This window comes from Neobacillus massiliamazoniensis, assembly GCF_001048695.1.
Taxonomy (GTDB): domain Bacteria; phylum Bacillota; class Bacilli; order Bacillales; family Cytobacillaceae; genus Neobacillus; species Neobacillus massiliamazoniensis.
Genome location: NZ_CVRB01000004.1, coordinates 264901 through 284234 on the forward strand (window position 1 = coordinate 264901; position 19334 = coordinate 284234).

At 38.2% G+C, this 19334-nt stretch carries 21 protein-coding genes; 1 reads left to right on the plus strand and 20 read right to left on the minus strand.

What is annotated here, in order from left to right; genetic code table 11:
- Positions 1–402: 402 nt before the first annotated feature.
- From BN1082_RS19130 to BN1082_RS19220, 19 genes are all read right to left on the minus strand, one after another.
- Complete coding sequence (locus BN1082_RS19130) at positions 403–1512, minus strand: prephenate dehydrogenase (protein WP_090637099.1); 1110 nt, start codon at positions 1510–1512, stop codon at positions 403–405.
- Positions 1513–1523: 11 nt separating this feature from the next.
- A complete protein-coding gene (hisC, locus tag BN1082_RS19135; RefSeq protein WP_090637101.1) occupies positions 1524–2636 on the minus strand; it encodes a histidinol-phosphate transaminase in 1113 nt (370 codons plus the stop codon).
- 61 nt (positions 2637–2697) lie between these two features.
- Positions 2698–3066: a chorismate mutase gene (gene aroH / locus BN1082_RS19140; RefSeq protein ID WP_090637103.1), complete on the minus strand. Its 369-nt coding sequence runs from the start codon at positions 3064–3066 to the stop codon at positions 2698–2700.
- Positions 3067–3323: 257 nt separating this feature from the next.
- Positions 3324–4403 carry a 3-dehydroquinate synthase gene (gene aroB / locus BN1082_RS19145; RefSeq protein WP_090637105.1) on the minus strand — a complete coding sequence of 360 codons (1080 nt, stop codon included), beginning with the start codon at positions 4401–4403 and terminating at the stop codon, positions 3324–3326.
- Positions 4403–5575: a chorismate synthase gene (gene aroC / locus BN1082_RS19150; protein WP_090638429.1), complete on the minus strand. Its 1173-nt coding sequence runs from the start codon at positions 5573–5575 to the stop codon at positions 4403–4405. The genes aroB and aroC overlap by 1 nt, the downstream gene beginning before the upstream one ends.
- Before the next feature lie 173 nt (positions 5576–5748).
- A complete protein-coding gene (ndk, locus tag BN1082_RS19155) occupies positions 5749–6195 on the minus strand; it encodes a nucleoside-diphosphate kinase (protein WP_090637107.1) in 447 nt (148 codons plus the stop codon).
- Positions 6196–6294: 99 nt separating this feature from the next.
- Positions 6295–7257 (minus strand): heptaprenyl diphosphate synthase component II, encoded by a 963-nt coding sequence (hepT, locus tag BN1082_RS19160; RefSeq protein WP_090637109.1) that lies wholly within the window; start codon positions 7255–7257, stop codon positions 6295–6297.
- 41 nt (positions 7258–7298) lie between these two features.
- Positions 7299–8003 carry a demethylmenaquinone methyltransferase gene (locus tag BN1082_RS19165; RefSeq protein ID WP_090637110.1) on the minus strand — a complete coding sequence of 235 codons (705 nt, stop codon included), beginning with the start codon at positions 8001–8003 and terminating at the stop codon, positions 7299–7301.
- Positions 8004–8007: 4 nt separating this feature from the next.
- Complete coding sequence (locus BN1082_RS19170) at positions 8008–8826, minus strand: heptaprenyl diphosphate synthase component 1 (protein WP_245640491.1); 819 nt, start codon at positions 8824–8826, stop codon at positions 8008–8010.
- A gap of 239 nt (positions 8827–9065) precedes the next feature.
- Positions 9066–9302, minus strand: coding sequence for a trp RNA-binding attenuation protein MtrB (mtrB, locus tag BN1082_RS19175; RefSeq protein ID WP_090637112.1), 237 nt, complete (start codon positions 9300–9302; stop codon positions 9066–9068).
- A gap of 13 nt (positions 9303–9315) precedes the next feature.
- A complete protein-coding gene (folE, locus tag BN1082_RS19180; protein WP_090637114.1) occupies positions 9316–9882 on the minus strand; it encodes a GTP cyclohydrolase I FolE in 567 nt (188 codons plus the stop codon).
- A 472-nt stretch (positions 9883–10354) separates the two neighbouring features.
- Positions 10355–10627 carry an HU family DNA-binding protein gene (locus BN1082_RS19185; protein ID WP_141650889.1) on the minus strand — a complete coding sequence of 91 codons (273 nt, stop codon included), beginning with the start codon at positions 10625–10627 and terminating at the stop codon, positions 10355–10357.
- A gap of 671 nt (positions 10628–11298) precedes the next feature.
- Positions 11299–12777, minus strand: a complete 1479-nt coding sequence (gene spoIVA, locus BN1082_RS19190; RefSeq protein ID WP_090637117.1) for a stage IV sporulation protein A — start codon at positions 12775–12777, stop codon at positions 11299–11301.
- 309 nt (positions 12778–13086) lie between these two features.
- Positions 13087–13437 (minus strand): hypothetical protein, encoded by a 351-nt coding sequence (locus BN1082_RS19195; RefSeq protein WP_141650890.1) that lies wholly within the window; start codon positions 13435–13437, stop codon positions 13087–13089.
- An 81-nt stretch (positions 13438–13518) separates the two neighbouring features.
- Complete coding sequence (locus BN1082_RS19200) at positions 13519–14229, minus strand: hypothetical protein (RefSeq protein WP_090637121.1); 711 nt, start codon at positions 14227–14229, stop codon at positions 13519–13521.
- A gap of 31 nt (positions 14230–14260) precedes the next feature.
- Positions 14261–14446 (minus strand): DUF2768 domain-containing protein, encoded by a 186-nt coding sequence (locus tag BN1082_RS19205; protein WP_090637122.1) that lies wholly within the window; start codon positions 14444–14446, stop codon positions 14261–14263.
- A 368-nt stretch (positions 14447–14814) separates the two neighbouring features.
- Positions 14815–15873 (minus strand): NAD(P)H-dependent glycerol-3-phosphate dehydrogenase, encoded by a 1059-nt coding sequence (locus BN1082_RS19210; protein WP_090637123.1) that lies wholly within the window; start codon positions 15871–15873, stop codon positions 14815–14817.
- A gap of 22 nt (positions 15874–15895) precedes the next feature.
- The gene (der, locus tag BN1082_RS19215) at positions 15896–17206 is read right to left on the minus strand and encodes a ribosome biogenesis GTPase Der (RefSeq protein ID WP_090637125.1); all 1311 of its coding nucleotides are present in this window, start codon (positions 17204–17206) and stop codon (positions 15896–15898) included.
- 182 nt (positions 17207–17388) lie between these two features.
- The gene (locus tag BN1082_RS19220; protein ID WP_090637127.1) at positions 17389–17997 is read right to left on the minus strand and encodes a YphA family membrane protein; all 609 of its coding nucleotides are present in this window, start codon (positions 17995–17997) and stop codon (positions 17389–17391) included.
- Positions 17998–18105: 108 nt separating this feature from the next.
- On the opposite strand from BN1082_RS19220, the gene BN1082_RS19225 reads away from it, so the two are divergent.
- Positions 18106–18243 carry a YpzI family protein gene (locus BN1082_RS19225; RefSeq protein ID WP_090637129.1) on the plus strand — a complete coding sequence of 46 codons (138 nt, stop codon included), beginning with the start codon at positions 18106–18108 and terminating at the stop codon, positions 18241–18243.
- A 30-nt stretch (positions 18244–18273) separates the two neighbouring features.
- Here BN1082_RS19225 and fni read toward each other — a convergent pair whose 3' ends face one another.
- Entirely contained in the window at positions 18274–19332 is a 1059-nt protein-coding gene (gene fni / locus BN1082_RS19230) for a type 2 isopentenyl-diphosphate Delta-isomerase (RefSeq protein ID WP_090637131.1), read from the minus strand.
- Between the last annotated feature and the right edge of the window lie 2 nt (positions 19333–19334).

The following is a 19334-nucleotide window of genomic DNA, read 5'->3' on the forward strand; positions in this document are numbered from 1 at the left end:
ATAAGAGTTAGCTTCGTTAGCGATGCCTCGTAGAGGGTGTCCCAAAGGTATAACTTTTAGGGGCACCCCCTTTTTATTAATGGTCTATTAAACTTGTCTGTTGATTTCCGCTCTAGTGGCGGTCCGGGGAGCCTCCTCGGCGCTATTGCGCCTGCGGGGTCTCCCCTGCCCCGTACTCCCGCAGGACATTGAATTACATCCTTGAATCCGCCCACGCACGAAGGAAATGCGATAGCATTTTCGAGGAGTCGAGCGCCTTCCGCTCCAATCAACATAGCGGAAAAATTATCATGAACTTTGTAAATATAGTGGTACCTGTCACCTTTTGGGACAGTCTCGAGTGCAAAGCGGCTCTTAGGTCTACATCCCCTGACCAAGGAGCTTACACCTTACTAAAAATCATTAAAGACCAATCGAGGTGGAGTAGCTTGTATATTTTGCTATGCAATTTTCAGCTCTTTGTCGGTCTTGTTCTGTTTGTAAACTTATAACAAGGACACCATAGATTTCTTCTTCTCTTGTTTCAAGTATCCGAATGTTAGTGATGCTGATCGTTTCCTTTGCTAAAAAGCCTGTAATTTCGGAAATAACACCAGGATAATCGGGTACATCGACAAATAAATCGTAGAAGGCAGGAATGGCCCCTTTTTCCTTACTCGGAAGGCCATCACGAAATTGCTTTGCTTGATAAAAATAGTCATAAATTTCCTCGCTATTTTCTTTTACAAGCAAATCCTTCATCAAATTCATTTCTTCCTGCCATTGGTTTAAGAGTTCAATAAGGACCTCGCGGTTATGAAGCAAAATATCCTTCCACATTTCAGGGCTACTTGAAGCAATTCGTGTGATATCCCTAAAACCTCCAGCAGCAAGACGAGAAATAAGATGGTCACTTTTTGCCAATTTTTCTGTTTGACGAACAATGGAGGCTGCTACAATATGTGGAAAATGGCTTACAATTCCCGTAAGGTAATCATGGCTTTTAGGCGAAATGGTTAGAAATTTTGCTCTAGTACCAATAAGCCAATCTTTTAATTCTTCTACTTTCGATTCATCGATATTTTCACCTGGAGTAAACAAATAAAAAGCATTCTCAAATAAAATTTCTTTTGCCGCTGATACTCCGCTTTTATGCGACCCCGCCATAGGATGTCCACCGATAAAGGTATACCCTTGTTTCTGTAAACAAATTGCCTTTTCGACAATTTTTTCTTTTGTACTACCGGTATCCGTTATGATCACATTGGGGTTTAATGGCAAACTTGAAAGTTGATCAATAATAGCCTCGGTTTCCTTTACCGGAGCTGCAATAATGATTAAATCTGCATTAAGAGCACCCTCATGGACTGTTTCAGCAATGGAATCAATTACTCCAAGCATTTTTGCAAGACGAGCATGTTCACTATTAATGTCAAACCCTATAATGGATGCTTTTTTATGTTCTTTTTTAATACATAATGCTAAGGATCCGCCTATTAATCCTAGCCCCACAACAAAAACGCGGCCTTCCAATGAAACTCCCCCTATTTTTTAAAGAGCTGCTCTTCTCTTTGATTAACTAAAAATTCATCCAGAATTCTTAGCAATCCTTCATTTTGTTCGGTAGTACCCACTGTAATCCTTACTGAAGTCGGAAACCCTAGAGCTTTTCCTGAACGGACTATATATCCTCTTTCAAGCAGATATTGAAAGACGGTATCTCCATCAATCTTGAAATCAATTAAAATAAAATTAGTTTGTGAAGGAAAATATTCGAGCCCGTGCTGATGGCAGAAATCATAATATTGCTGAAGTCCGGTACGATTTTTCTTCTTGCACTCCTCTACAAACTCTTGATCTTCTATTGCAGCTAGTGCCGCTGCTTGCCCAAATGAATTGACATTAAATGGTTCCCTGCCTGGTTCAAGAGCTTTAATAATGGCTGGATTAGCAACCCCATATCCTACTCTTAAAGAAGCTAAGCCATATATTTTCGAAAAGGTTCTTAAAACTATTAAATTCGGATATTTACTTGTCAAACTAATGGCATCATAATAATCATCTGCCACTACGTATTCATAATAAGCTTCATCAAGAACAACAAGACAACTTGATGGCACTTTTTCAAGAAACGCTAGTAATGCCGTTTCTGGAATGTATGTACCTGTTGGATTGTTAGGGCTGCATAGCCAAACGACATTTGTCTTCTCATCCATCGCATCGAGCATACCATGTAAGTCATGTTCACCGTTCAATAAAGGAACCTCTTTAATAACTGCTCCTTCAATGACTGCATTATGGCGATATTGGGAAAAAGTTGGCGTAGCCATAACCGTGCTCGCACCAGGATGAAGCAATGCTCGGGAAATAATTTGAATGAGATTGTCCGATCCATTACCAAAAATCAATTTCTCTGGTTCCACTTGAAGAAAAGCGGCAAGCTCATCTCGCATAGAAGAGGCGTAACCATCCGGATAGATCGGCATGTTTAGCAAATTCGATTGAAGGGCAGATAGAACCATATTTGAACATCCAAAAGGATTTTCATTCGATGCAAGCTTGATGATCTGTTCAAGTTGAAATTGTTTTTTTACTGACTCAATCGACTTTCCTGGCTGATATGGCGTCAGCGTTAATAACTGTTCTTTCCATCTCACATTCCCCAACCTCCTGCACACTTTTAAAATTTTAGAATACACAAACTATTTTAACATTTTATCAATTCTTTTGACCAAGATCAGGTCTTAGAACTTTTGCCTCTTTTAAGTATATATGGGTAATTTCATTCTGCTCTTTTTCGGTATTGACATGCATCATGATTCGAATGCAGGACTCTAATGAACCTGGTACTGGTATCTCTCGCATACACATAACTGGAACATATGTCCATCCTTCCAATTTTCGCAATGCCTTTGCTGGGAATGTCGCATTTAAATCCTCGGTTGTAGAAATCAAAATTGATGCGACGGAATCAGAATGGATTTGATTGGTTTCAATCATTTTCGTTAATAACTCTTCCGTTGCGGAAAGGATCGCCTCTTCTGAATTTCTATCAGCCGTAATGGCTCCCCTCATCCCTCTGATCATATAAAAGCCCCCTTTTAAAAACTTGGCTGTGTTAAACTTGCCTGTTGATTTGCGCTCAAGAAGCGAGCATCCGCGGGCGTTCCGGGGAGCCTCCTCGGCGCTTAAGCGCCTGTGGGGTCTCCCCTGCCCCGTACACCCGCAGGACATTGAATTACATCCTTGAATCCGCCCACGCACGAAGGAAATGCGATAGCATTTTCGAGGAGTCTCGCGCCTTCCGCTCCAATCAACATAGTTTCAATAATCAACAATGACCTTTAACACAGGCAAAAACTTTTTAGTTTATCCACAAGGACGTCACCAGAAATCTCCTGCATTTTTGGTTTGCCCACACTTTCAAGTAATACAAACCTAATTGAACTACCAAAAGACTTTTTATCTTGGCTCATTCTGGTATGTAATCGTTCTAATGAAAGATCGGGTGGGAGATTTGTTTCAAATCCTAATCGCTCGATCCATTCAATAAATTTGTTTAAATCGAAGGAAAGCCCAAGCATACCTATACTTAACTTTAACGCAAACACCATACCAATCATGACAGCTTCCCCATGAGTAAAATTCCCATAACCCATTTCTGCTTCAATTGCATGTCCAAGTGTATGTCCAAAATTCAGGTAGGCACGTACTCCAGTCTCTCTTTCATCCTTTGCAACAAACTCTTTTTTAATCTTGATCCCTTTTATTATTGAATAAGAAAGTTGTTCCATCGTTAAAGAGTCCAAATTATCAATATTCATTTGTAGCCAATCATAGAACGCTTGATCATAAATAAGTGCATGCTTAATGACTTCCGCAAATCCGGATCGAATTTCTTGCTTTGGAAGCGATTTAAGAAACGTAAGATCATATAAAACAGCTTCCGGCTGATAGAACGCACCAATCATGTTTTTACCAAGTGGATGATTAATCGCAACTTTTCCACCAACAGCACTATCGTGTGCCAAAATGGTTGTTGGAACTTGGATAAAGGGAATTCCCCTCATAAAGCTTGCCGCTACAAAGCCAGACAAATCACCGACCGCTCCTCCACCAAAGGAGAGAACCAGCGATTTACGGTCAAGACGGTTCTCAAGGGCTCTAGAAAGTGCCTCATAATACACTTCAAACGTTTTTGCCTTCTCTCCGACCGGAGCAGTAAAAACAACAGGATTCCACCCTTTTAGTGAAACCAATAATTTTTCTAGATGCAAAGAAGCAACCGTTTCATCTGTAATGATGAATATTTTCGTTAAATCCGGAAAATGTTTCGTTAAAAATGGACCTATCTCTTTGGAGGCACCTTCACCAATCAATACATCATAACTTTTTGATTCTGTATGAATGCGAATCGTTTCCATTAAAATTCCCTCGCAAATTCACGTTGTTCATTAATTTCTTTAACAAAAGTATCAAAACGGTCGCTGTAAAATTGTTCTACCAGAGCATTGGCAAGTTCCCAAGCAACAACATTTTCTGCTACTACGGCTGCTGCAGGAACGGCACAGCTATCTGAGCGCTCAATACTTGCGGCAAACGGCTCCTTTGTTTCAATATCGACACTCATTAATGGTTTATAGAGGGTTGGGATCGGCTTCATGACACCTCGGACTATTATCGGCATTCCTGTCGTCATTCCACCTTCAAAACCGCCTAGGCGGTTGGTCTTTCGTGAATAGCCCCATTCATCGTCCCATACAATTTCATCATGAACCTCACTGCCTGGCTTACGTGCCGCTTCAAACCCAATACCGAATTCTACACCCTTAAATGCATTGATACTGACAATTGCAGCAGCCAATTTGGCATCAAGCTTTCGATCATAATGTACATAACTTCCAACACCTGTTGGCATTCCTGTTGCAATGACTTCGACAACACCACCGATAGAATCTCCATTTTTCTTTGCCTCATCAATTGCAGCTATCATTGCTTTCTCTGCATTTGAATCAATGCAACGGACGGGCGATGCTTCCGCTTGTTCTTTTATTTCCTTAAAAGATAAATGGTGAAGGGGATTAGCTTTTTTTCCTCCAATTTCCACCACATGGGCAACTACCTCGACTCCAACCAATGAAAGAAGTTTTTTCGCGACTGAACCTGCCGCTACTCGAACGGTAGTCTCACGAGCTGAAGATCGCTCTAGAACATTTCTCATATCACGGTGACCATATTTAAGGGCGCCGTTTAAATCAGCATGTCCTGGACGTGCTCGAGTCACCTTTCGTTTGATTTCTTCCTCTTCAACTTCTTGTAATGGTTCTATTCCCATTATTTTGGTCCAGTGCTTCCAATCGTTGTTTTTAACTACCAGAGCAATAGGAGACCCAAGAGTTTGTCCATGACGAACCCCGGATGTAATCTCTACCATATCCTTTTCAATCTCCATCCTTCTTCCCCGGCCATAGCCCTTTTGACGTCTCGCTAATTCAGTATTAATATCTTCAGCTACTAAAGGCATCCCCGCAGGCAAACCTTCTATGATCGTTGTTAATTGTGGGCCATGTGATTCTCCTGCTGTTAAATATCTTATCCCCATTTTCTCTTTCCCCCTTCAACTCAATAAAGGATTTATTTTTCAATATAACATATACCGCCCAAGAAACATAGTGGAACTATTCAGAAAAAGGAATAAAAAATTTGCAAACGGATTCAAAAAAAAACACCCGTATAATCATACGAGTGTTTTTCTCTTTGCTCTTTTTATTAATAAACCCATTCGTTTACTAACTTCGAATATTCAACTAAACCAGTATCTTTAAAGAATAAACCAATCTCACGCTCTGCACTAGTCGGTGCGTCAGAACCGTGAATGACATTTTTACCAACAGTTAGTCCGAAATCTCCACGAATGGTTCCAGGTGCAGCATCCTTTGGATTGGTAGAACCCATCATTTGTCTTGCTGTTGCAATGACATTTTCACCTTGCCATACCATAGCAAAAACAGGACCGGATGTGATGAAGTCGACTAATTCACCAAAAAATGGGCGTTCTTTATGTTCACCATAGTGTTCTTCAGCCAATTCTTTTGGAATACTCATTAATTTTGCTCCAACTAATTGGAAGCCTTTTTTTTCAAAACGAGCAACGATTTCACCAATTAAATTACGTTGAACACCGTCTGGTTTTACCATTAAAAATGTTTTTTCCATAAGTTCCACTCCTAAATCATTATGTATAATGACTGTTTAAAAAACAATCCACGGAAAATGTTATCATTTTTTTGAATATTGCGCAACACCAACATGGTTTTAGAACTTTCTTCTTCCAATAAATTTTGCAATATCACGAAGAGTTTTTTTCGTTTTATTGGTTGGAAGGTCTTCGAGAACCGCCAATGCCTTATCCAAATAATGGTCGCTCAAAGCTATAGACTTTTCAATTGCACCTGATTTTTTAATTAAGGAAATAATATGTTCTATTTCAGCGGCCGACATATTTTCATGCACTTTTTCAATCTGAAGGCGAATCTCTTCATTTTCCATAGCAAAAAGAGCTGGTGCTGTTATATTCCCCTGCAAAAGATCACTTCCTGCTGGTTTTCCCAATTCCTTCTCAGTCGCAGTAAAGTCTAGGATATCATCCGTAATTTGAAAGGACATTCCCACATAGTAGCCAAAACGATAAAGTTTTTTATGGATGGACTCTTCTACATCAGCAGCAATTGCACCTAATTGACAGCTTGCAGCGATTAATAAAGCTGTCTTTCTTTTGATTCTGCGGAGGTAATCCCGGAGAGTTTGATTAAAGCGGTATTTATCTTTTATTTGTTGAATTTCACCAACCGTCAATTCAACCATCGTATGAGCTAAAATTTTATGAGCTTCTGGCTTGTTAATATTTGTCATCAACTCTAGTGATAGAGCAAAAATATAATCACCTGTATACATGGCAATTCGGTTATCCCATTTTGCCTTTACCGTCGGTTGTCCTCTTCTTATATCAGCATCATCAATCACATCATCATGAACAAGTGAAGCCATATGGATTAATTCGAGAGGAACAGCCACGTTTTTCATTACTTCAATATCATAATGACCAAATTTTCCTGCAAGTAAAACAAACACAGGACGGATTCTTTTTCCTCCGGCTTTTAATGTATGCAAAGATGCTGCCTTCAAAAGTAAAGACTCAGACTGAATCGTCTCTTCTAATTTTTTTTCAATTACATTAATATCAGAATTCAAAAATGAATACATCATTTTTAATTTCATTTGAATTCACCCAGCTTTTCTTCCTGTCTACAATCACTTTATCATTGTTTATAACCAATATGGACAGCGGCTGCTCCGCCACTATAAGGCTTGTAAAACACATTTTTAAGCCCTGCCTGTTCAAATATCCCGGCAAGTTCCTTCATTCCTGGAAAATCACGAGCAGATTCCTGGAGCCAGGAGTACTCTTGGTAGCTTCTCGCAAATAACTTACCAAACAGCGGCATGATAAAGCGAAAATAAAAAAAGTAAAGCTGTCTGTAACCAATGAGAGTAGGTTGTGAAGTTTCTAGACAAACAACCATACCTCCAGGCTTCACCACTCGGTGCATTTCTTTTAAGACCTGTAAATAATCTGGAACATTTCTTAGTCCAAAACCAATGGTGACATAATCAAAACTATTATCGGAGAATGGAAGCTCCATTGCGTTACCATGCAATAATTCCACTTGATTTAACCCAAGACTTTTGACCTTCTCGATTCCTACATTGAGCATGTTTTGACTAAAATCCAGTCCAGTGGCCTTTCCGGAAGGACCTACTGCCTCAGCTAAAGCAATCGTCCAATCAGCTGTTCCACAACAAACATCGAGAGCTTTAGATCCTCTCTTAACATTCATTCTTTTCATGGTATCTTTTCGCCACTTAATATGCTGTTGGAAACTAATGACAGAGTTCATTTTATCGTAGTTATCAGATATCTTTTCAAACACATGGTGAACTCTTTCTTCTTTCGATTGCTGCATTTCTTTACCCTTCTTCCACAAATGTTTTTGCAACTGGCTGGTGTTGCTTCAATAAAGAAGAAATCCTGCTCACAAACCATTCATTCAAGTTAGGAAGCTGTCCAATTCCTTTTTCAATTATTTGTTTTGAAAAATCAAGATACCGGTCGAATATCATTATTAATTTGCTTCTTTGAACATTTGAGAGTTCAAATGTATCAGCATATTTTGGAAAAACTGCTTTTTGCAATGCCTCAAAAATCTTTGTGCTTCCACCTTGAAGGAATTTACTTTTTTCTTTAAGTAACCGCTTAAAGAGCAGGTAATGCGAAATAAATTCACTCCAATTGTCTACTTTGAAATATTCAGCCACTTTTACAAACAAGGAGCTTTCAATAATCATGATATCACTCATAAGTTTATCAGTGTCAGTTGTTTTATTTTGGTAAACAAAAACCTTATGCTCATTTATTTCTTTTACACCATAAGATAGCGCTCTTATCATTGCTATATCTTCTGAATCGGCAAGTAATTTATAATATAATCCACTAAAATAATCTCCTGTCAAAACGGTCAGTTGCCGATTTTTTTCGTTTATCGAAGATTGTGTAATATATTCATGTGTATCAAGGGCAATTTGAATAAGCATTGTTGACAAAGCAAAGTTTTGCATTTCCTTAAAAGACAATTCAAGCTGGTCCATTATTAAAATAAGGATTAGAAGCTTTTCTTCATCAATCATTGGCTTTTCAATATATTTAAGCAGGTATGAATCAAATACCTTCTTTTCGACCTGTTCCTTGATGTATGAAAATTTATGTCGAATGTCTTGCAATCTAATCACCCTTGCTTCTCCAAAAGTATGGTTTCTGTCTAGGTCAGGTATGTATTATTCATATAACGATTAATTTAATTATATCTTATATCCTATATATTTCAATTTTCTAAACAAGCAGTCACAATTATATCATAAAAGAGGTTTACTGGGCATAAATTAACGAAATAAAATCATTTTCCTCCTAAAGGGGCAAGAAAATAAAACAGGCTGATTAGACCAGTCTGTTTATCCTTGTTAGTATGCTACTATTTTTTCATTTCACTTTCAATCTCACCAAATAAAGTAAGAATTTTAGCATGCCCTCTAACTTTTATTGCTGATGTATGCTCTGTAAATTGAGCGATAATGACTTCCCCTTTATCCAGCTTTTCTGAATGATGAAATTTAGTATCAGTCCCTCTTGTTAACCCAATGACACTTACTCCATCATCAATTGCCTTAACGACAACATAATCACTATTTTGTGTTTTGCCTTTTTCCAAATTTTTCACCCCATTAATTTTTTATTAATGAAAGCACTTCTGAACGTGCGATTGAGTCTTCCGCAAGAGTACCCCTTACTGCAGTCGTTATTGTTTTTGAACCGGGCTTTTTCACCCCTCGCATTGTCATGCACATATGCTCTGCTTCCACGACTACCATAACACCATGCGCTTCTAGCTTATTCATCATACTATCTGCAATGGTAGATGTAATTCTTTCTTGCAGTTGAGGTCTTTTCGCGACAGCCTCTACTGCGCGCGCCAATTTACTTAATCCTGTCACACGTCCATTTTTTGGAATATAGGCAACATGTGCTTTTCCAAAGAAAGGGACAAGATGATGTTCACACATTGAATAAAATGGGATATCTTTTACTAATACCAATTCTTCATGATCTTCACTAAAAATCGTTTCAAAATGTTTCTCTGGATTTTCATTTAAGCCACTAAACACTTCTTCGTACATTTTTGCTACTCGTTTTGGTGTGTCAAGCAATCCTTCACGATTTGGATCCTCACCAATTGCAGTTAATATTAAACGTACCGCTTCTTCAATAAGGGGACGATTTACTTCTGACATTCCGTTTCCTCCCAAAAGTTTCTAATCTTCAATAGATTTAACACATACATATTAGCATATCACTTTTAATGCAAGCAAAAATTTAAAGCGAAAGCGCCTCGATCAGCCCCGATATTGGGAGACTTGGCACTGATAAGTGCCTTAGTCTCCCTTAATGCGCAGAGAAGGAGATAGCCTTCTGTAGCCAAGCTCAAGACAAGCCGGCAGGATGCCAGCACCACTGCATAAACATCTTTGTAGGCATGCGACGAGGTGAACATTAACTTCTCCGATTTTGCTTTGCCACAGGAGCAAGAATCAAGATATATAATTAATTTTAGTTGGCTTGTGACCTCGAGGGGCTAGGCGCTGTAGCTGGATAGTAATCAAAGTTAAAAAGTATTTCTTCTTAATTTAAGTATAAAGAAAAAAGGCCATGGTTTATCCCATGACCCTTTGCCTAAGCAATCGCCTAAAGCAATAAATTATGTAATTATTTTACTGCGTCTTTAAGCGCTTTACCTGGTTTAAAAGCAGGAACTTTGCTTGCACCAATTTCGATTTCCTCACCAGTTTGAGGGTTACGACCTTTACGAGCTGCACGCTCACGTACTTCAAAGTTTCCAAAACCGATTAATTGAACTTTGTCACCATTTTTTAAAGCATCTAAAATCGCATCAAAAACAGCATCAACTGCTTTTGTAGCATCCTTTTTAGAAAGCTCACTAGTTTCAGCTACTGCATTAATAAGTTCTGTCTTGTTCATGCCTTTCACCTCCTCCCAAAAAGATCGATTAAAACCGTAAATAAGAATACTTATCTACATTTCTAAACAATTTTTCTAAATTCTATACGTCAAAGTGGCGTTTTATTGACAAATTAGGTCAAAAAAAACAACTTGAATACCTTACACTCTTTTTTGTAAAAACCTTATAGAATAGAGGTTTCAAGCACTACAACGTAATTCTGTTAAAAGATTATCACAATCATTTCCGCATATCAAGAATATTTCATGAAATAATGGGAATCTTTTCTTTGTTTCAGCAAGATATTACTATTATCGACCTTATTTTTTATAAAATTTCCCAAACAGAACAAAAAGCGCAAGCGCCTTGGTCAGCCCCGATATAGGGAGACTTGGAACTAATAAGTGCCTTAGTCTCCCTTAATGCGCAGAGAAGGCGATAGCCTTCTGTAGCCAAGCATAAGACGAGCCGTCATGAAGGTTGCTTTTTAACCTTCATGACGGATTGGCTTATGACCTCGAGAGGCTAGGCGCTCCGCCGAAAAACTCACGTTTTTCGGCGTGCGAGGTATCGCTTCCGAAGCATACTCTTATGGAGCTGGATTCAGCTAACTTATTCATAGTTATTCACACCTAAATGAATCTATAAATTACTACCACAAAAAAAAGACCCCGATTTGGGGTCCGATATCTTAGAGAATGATGGCAATTAGACCACCAGACCCTTCATTAATAATTCTTTCTAACGTTTCCTTTAATTTATATCTTGCGTTTTCCGGCATTAAAGATAGTTTTGCTTGGATCCCCTCACGCACTATAGAACTTAAACTGCGGCCAAAGATATCAGAATTCCAAATGGATAGAGGATCATCCTCGAAGTCCTGCATTAAGTAGCGGACTAGCTCCTCACTTTGCTTTTCCGTCCCAATAATTGGTGCAAATTCTGATTCAACATCTACCTTAATCATATGGATGGATGGGGCAACCGCTCTTAATCTTACACCAAACCTGGCACCTTGACGAATAATTTCAGGCTCCTCTAGACTCATATCTGAAAGTGACGGACTAGCAATTCCATAGCCTGTTTGTTTCACCATTTTTAAGGCATCTGCAATATGATCATACTCAGCTTTTGCATGAGCAAAATCCTGCATTAATTCTAAGAGATGATCTTTCCCCCTGATTTCAACACCAACAATTTCTTTTAAAATATCATCGTATAGCTCATCAGGTGCATGTAAGTCAATTTCTGCTACTCCCTGCCCCATTTCAATACCTGCTAATCCTGCACGCTCGATAAATTCATATTCGCTGAATTGTTGAACCACTCGGTCTACATCTCTTAATCTCTTGATATCCTTAACTGTATCTTTTACAGCTTCCTGATAGGACTGACGCAGCCAATGGTTTTCTCTTAGAACCATTACCCAGCTTGGGAGATTGACGTTAACCTCAAGAACAGGAAATTCATAGAGGGCTTCACGAAGAACATTAAGAACATCACTTTCGCGCATACTTTCAACACTCATCGCAATAACGGGTATATCGTATTTGTCAACTAAGTTGTTTCTTAGTGTCTCCGTACTAGGGTGGTATGGCTGTGCACTGTTCACTACCATAATAAATGGTTTGCCTACCTCTTTCAGTTCTTCAATGACTCTTTCTTCTGCTTCAATATAGTTACTTCTTGGAATTTCTCCGATTGTGCCATCTGTTGTAACCACTACCCCAATGGTTGAATGTTCTTGTATTACTTTTCTTGTACCAATTTCAGCTGCTTCATGAAAAGGGATTGGCTCCTCGTACCATGGAGTAGTTATCATTCTTGGGCCATTTTCATCCTCATATCCTTTAGCGCCTGGTACCGTATATCCCACACAATCGACAAGTCTGATATTAACATTTAGTCCCTCATCAACATAAACGGTGGCAGCTTGATTCGGAACGAATTTCGGTTCCGTTGTCATAATCGTCTTTCCTGCCGCACTTTGAGGAAGCTCATCCTGCGCCCGACTTCTTTCTGCCTCATTGTTTATATTCGGTAAAACGACTAGCTCCATAAATTTTTTAATAAATGTGGATTTTCCAGTTCGAACTGCACCTACAACTCCTAAATAAATATCACCGCCTGTTCTTTCGGCAATATCTTTAAAAATATCAAACTTTTCCAAGTGATCCCCTCCCGATCATTGAGTAAAGTGGGATAATTTAATCCTCTAGGTATTTTTGGACAATATATATTTATGACGTTGTCCCATGTTGTTATGACACTTTTCTAATTTTTTTTACCCCCTTATCAAAAATTCTAGTTTATTTTCTTATCTGAATATTTCGGTTGGATAAGGGTTTTATGAATAAAGGATCACAATTAAGGCAGATTCTTAGTTGTCCATTTGGTTAAAAAAAACAAGAAAAAAACCCTTCTCCTACAATATATTTCACAGGAAAAAGGGTTATGCCTTTAATATGAATAATACATTTTATTGCTTTAGTTCTGTTAAACAATGATGTTGATTTTCTAAAAAAAAAGATATACCTGTTAATTCGATAAAAAATAGAAAGATAATACTGTCAGTGCCATTACCAATAAACCCTATTGGCAGCACTTTATGAGCATTGTTTTTTGTTTTTGTCGCACAAATAAGTCCGGTTTCGGCAAAATGCATGATAGCGGGCACGTAAATTTTTTTACGTGCCCGGTTTCGGGGAAAATGCATGATATAGGCATGTAAATCTTTATACGTGACCGGTTTAGGGAAAAATGTATGATAACGGGCACGTAAAATCCTCGTTGGATTATTTTGCTGCTTTTCATCATGTTTTAAAGCCAATAAGCATATTTCAGTAATAATTTTATTAAAAAATGTAGTTTTTTTCTTAAAGTAAAAAATTAACAATTAAATTTAACATTGCTATTGCTTTAAGAATACTGGTTCTTTCGTAGTAGAGTCGACTGTATATGGTAAAGAATATGCCGGTACAAACATAGAATCATTGACAAGAAGATCCCGAATATCTTCCCCTGGTTTTACAGCATTGTTTGTCTTTTTAAGCTCTTGGTATAAATCTGCTCGGTAGTCAACATATATTTGGGCATCCCCTGTTATAACGAAGGGAAGATTTTGTTGGGTAAAAGGGCTCACTACAAAGGGGGGCTTATCATAGCCTAATTGCTTAAAATCAATGGAGTACACATTATCAGCAATTTTTTCTTTATAGGGAGGATAACCGTTAGTTTTAATTCTTAGATTAATATCCCTAAGGGTTTCTGCTACTCTTAAATCTAGGAGCTTAACAGTAGGATTCGTTTCAACATTAACTAAAACATATTGAAAAACCCCCCCGCTCTCAAAAGCATTACCAGGCGGTTCTGCAATATATTTTGGGGCAAGCTTTTTAAAATCAATCGGATATTTTTGGTAAATAGGAGTATCTGCTTCTTTCGTTTTAATTGGCAGGATCCCACCGTTATCCTTTCTAAAAGAATCTACCGCTGTCTGAACTGTCTGTAGTTGATCTTTGTAAGGTATTTGATTTTGAGCAAGATTTTCACTGGGATACATACATCCCGATAATAAAATCGAAATAAATATAAGAAAACAGCCGAGAACTTTCCATTTCATACAATCACCTATATTTTTATGTAATGTTCAATCACGTAAAAAAAACAATGAATAGAGTTATTCCTGCAACAATCATAAAGAAATAAGCCATTACAGCTGTAATATGCTTTAGGATACCTTTTAACTTGTACCTGCTCAAATAAATGGTCATGATGGCTAAAAACATAAGCGCCATACCTGCAACCGATATCCACATCTTCAACATCGCTGGCGACAATCATTATTCCCCCCTTAATATTCAGAATTGATTATATCATAAGAACATAAAAAAAACTGAAGTAAAGAGGGGCGTATTCTTCACTTCAGTATTATGAGACTAAATTACCCTTACTCCCGCTTCATATTACCAGGTATGCTTCGATGCATTTTATGCAAGTAGGATACATTACGCATCCTCAGAATGCCTATTTTTCACAATGAACTAGACATTTTTTTAAAAGACTAAGAAAAAAATCTTGACTTCGATAATGTACAGCTTCATATGAGTTACTTCGAATGCGGTTACCTCGTAAGCCGAAAAATGTGAGTTTTTCGATGAAGGCGCCAAGCGACTAGTGGACTTTTCTAAACGGGAATCTTACGCTTCTAATTTTCGTGATTTCTTTCACCTAAAATATTCACTAAATCTTCCATTTCATTCGTTTTCCCTCGAGACATTAATACGTCTACCGCATCCTTAGCATTCTTACCATTAAATAAAACATCATATAAAGCAAAGGTAATCGGCATTTTTACATCATATTTTCTCGCCAATTGATAGGCCGCCTTCGTTGTTCTTACCCCTTCAACAACCATTCCCATGCTGTCAAGAACCTCTTCAAGCGATTTCCCTTTTCCAAGCATGTTACCAGCTCGCCAGTTCCTTGAATGGACGCTTGTACAAGTTACAATTAGATCACCGATTCCTGTTAAACCGGAAAATGTTAACGGATTGGCACCCATTTTTGTTCCAAGCCGTGATATTTCGGCTAAACCTCTTGTCATTAAAGCTGCTTTTGCATTATCTCCATACCCTAAACCGTCAGTTATTCCAGCTGCAAGGGCAATAATATTTTTTAAAGCACCGCCGATTTCAACTCCGATTACATCAGGATTTGTATATACCCTAAAATAATTTTGGTTGATAAATAAGTCCTGGATTTCCTCGGCGGCAGCCATATTTTCTGATGAAACAGTAACGGTTGTTGGATAACGTAAGCTGACTTCTTCAGCGTGGCTTGGTCCAGAAAGAACAACAATAGCCTTTATAAACTCTTTGGGCATTTCCTCTTCAATTAATTCCGAAATCCTCATTAGAGTATCAGGTTCAATACCTTTACTTACGTGAGCAATCGTTAAAGGCTTGGTAGCAACAGCTTTCATTTTTCCGACTACCTCACGAATCGCCTTCGTCGGAACGGCCAAAATCACCGTCTCAATCCCAGTTAAAGCATCGTTTAAGGAGGCATGTCCGACAATTAATTCAGGCAGGATAATCTCTGGTAAGTATTTTTTGTTTGTATGTTCATGATTAATTTCCTGGACTTGCTCATTGTTATGGCTCCACAAACGTACTTTATGGCCATTATCAGCAAGAACCATTGCAAGAGCTGTTCCCCAACTACCTGCTCCTAAAACAGCTATTTCAGCTTTTTGCTGATTCACCCTCTACACCCCCATATATCATTTATTGTCTTGCCCTAGCATATATTCTAATCGGTGTGCCTTCAAACCCAAATGCATCCCTAATTCGATTTTCAAGGAAACGCTCATATGAAAAATGCAATAATTCAGGCTCGTTAACAAAAATAACAAAAGTTGGTGGTTTGACTGATACTTGAGTAGCGTAATAAATTTTCAAACGCTTGCCTTTATCAGTTGGAGTTGGATTCATCGCCACCGCGTCCATAATAATGTCATTTAACACACTTGTTTCGACACGTCGTGAATGATTTTCACTTGCCATATCAATCATCGGCATTACAGTATTAATACGTTTTTTTGTTTTGGCAGATAAATACACGATTGGTGCATAAGTAAGGAACAAGAAATGGTCGCGAATCTTTTGTTCAAATACATTCATTGTTTTCTCATCTTTTTCGATTGCATCCCACTTGTTGACAACAATAACAACCGCCTTACCGGCTTCATGAGCATATCCCGCTATTTTCTTGTCTTGTTCAATGATTCCTTCCTCGGCATTAATCACAACAAGAACAACATCCGAGCGTTCAATCGCCCTTAAAGCTCTAAGAACACTATATTTTTCCGTGGTCTCATATACTTTCCCTTTTTTCCGAATACCAGCAGTATCGATAATGACATATTTTTGCTCATTATACGTGTAAGGCGAATCGACCGCATCGCGTGTTGTCCCTGCAATGTTGCTGACAATTACACGTTCTTCTCCTAGTATAGCATTGACCAAAGAGGATTTTCCTACATTTGGACGACCAATTAAAGAGAATTTAATTACGTCCTCTTCATAATCCTGCCCGTCTGTTTTCGGGAAGAATTTAGCAGCTTCGTCCAGTAAATCGCCAAGTCCCAGTCCATGAGATCCGGAAATCGGAATGGGCTCTCCAAACCCGAGTGAATAAAAATCATAGACTTGTTCGCGCATTTCTGGATTATCAATTTTATTAACACCCAAAACAACCGGTTTTTTGGATTTATATAATATTTTTGCTACTTCCTCATCAGCTGCCGTAACCCCTTCTCTGCCATTTGTTAAGAAAATGATGACATCTGCTTCATCAATTGCTATTTCAGCCTGCTGACGTATTTGCTCTAAAAACGGTTCATCACCAATATCAATTCCACCTGTGTCAATTACATTAAAATCATAGGTTAACCATTCTCCGGAACTATAAATCCGGTCACGTGTTACCCCAGGAACATCCTCCACAATTGACACTCGCTCACCAACAATTCTATTAAAAATGGTGGATTTCCCGACATTCGGTCTTCCTACAATGGCAATAACAGGTTTTACCATTCTAATCGCCATCCTTTCTATCCATAAAATTAACATACTTCTTTTCATTATTCCAAATACAGATAAAAATGAAAATCAGCTATTTCAGTAAAGAAACCCTTCTATTTTAAAGAAGGGTCTAACTTTATTATTTTATCAATGTAAGTCCCTTACCGCAATGGAAAACTAGGAAACAATATTGTCTATGATGATTTTTGTTTTGTTTTTCCTAAATAATTGAAATGATTTCCGAAGAGGCTCCCAGCATTTTCAAGAGCACTCCACCCCGTGATCATCATGAAAGTTAACAAACAAACATCAAGAAATGCAAGAGATCCAATTGAATAAGGAATATCATACCTGCTTAAAAAATAAGCATATAAGATTTCCCCTTGCATCGTACCACTGGCAATGATGAGCAATCTTCCCTTTACATGTTTCTGCAACAAAAGCGACAATATACAAAAACAAATACCCATCATCCATTCTTTCTTAAAAACAATCCAAACGGGGTCAAAAAGTTCGAATAAATGAAAAGTCACATAGGCTATTGTTACGATAAATGAACATATAAAGTAGTAAATGATGGCTCTACGTTTTTCCCTGCTAATGAGAACGTAAGAGATAACTAACAAAAGTATTCCACTGGCATACAATTCAATGCCAGCAACCATGAAATGGATATTTGAAATTGCTATGATTACCAAAACGGCGACTGATAATTTTAGGCGATAAGGATTTTGCTTATTAAAGATAAATGCAAATAATACCCAATAGAACCAACAAATCCAATAAAACATGGCACCCTCCAATCTACACACCTCCTATTATTTTCATTATTGGTAATTTATATGTACTTTCATACTTCCTTGAATAAACTTTCCAATGTGTATCATCTTATAAAAAGGAGGTGTGAATCAATGGGAAAAGATCGTCAAGAAAAAAAACTAAAAGCAAGCAGGCGTGTGGAATCTGACCGCGACCAGGCACTACACTATCCCGGCTCATCAAAGCTTTCAGGTCCCGAGGAAGCAAGAGGATTAAACGACTCCAAATAATGAAAAAAGCTCTCGACTATTGCGAGAGCTTTACTTTATTGAACGTTGACTGAATTTTCTTGTATCGATTCCTCTTTGTTGTAACCAATGGTACGTTTCACCGGATATGATTAATGGTACCTTTTGTAAATCCGCTATCGTTCTAGCTCCTAAAGCTGTCATGATAAAGGATAATTCCTCATGGATTGTTTTAATCTCTTCCAATAGAGCGTCAACTCCATTTTCGATAAGAATCCTTAAGAAATAACCGGCAATACCAATGGCATTTGCGCCCAGAGCTAATCCTTTCGCAATATCCAAAGCTGTGGTAATTCCACCTGAACCGATAATAAACATTTCTGTTAAAGCAGCTTTTGCTTCAATTAATGAGATGGCAGTTGGAATACCCCATTGATTAAAAAAAGAAAGAGATTCTCTCCTGCGCTTATTCTCTATCTCAGCAAAATTAGTGCCACCAAATCCACCGATATCAACAAACGAAACCCCAACCTTTGACAAGGCGTCTACGGATTCTTTAGACATTCCAAAGCCTACTTCTTTAACAATAACAGGAATATTTACCGTTTTGGTAATAGCCTCTATCCTTTTTAGGGTGTTGGAAAAGTCCCGATCTCCTTCAGGCATCGTCAATTCCTGAATGACATTTAAATGGATCTGAAGGGCGTTTGCACCTATCATTTCAATTGCAACTTTGGCTTGATCAGCCGTTGCTTCACTCCCTAAATTAGCAATAATGACTCCGTTTGGATTCTCATGGCGAACAACTTCAAAGGTGAATTGTTCACTTCTATCCTTCACTGCAGCCATTTGCGAGCCAACAGCCATGGCTAATCCAGCTTCTCTTGCAACAATCGCAAGCTGTTTGTTGATTTGATAAGTTTTTTCACCGCCGCCGCCTGTCATCGCATTGATAAAAATTGGCGAACTTAAAGAAAGTTCGCCAAAAGAATGGTCCAATCGAACATCGGACACACTTATATTCGGTAAGCTTTGATGAATAAATTTTATGTCATCGAAAGCAATTGTATGTTTTTCTCCATTTTCTAAAGCAAAACGAATGTGGTCCCATTTACGTTCGGATCTAGACACTT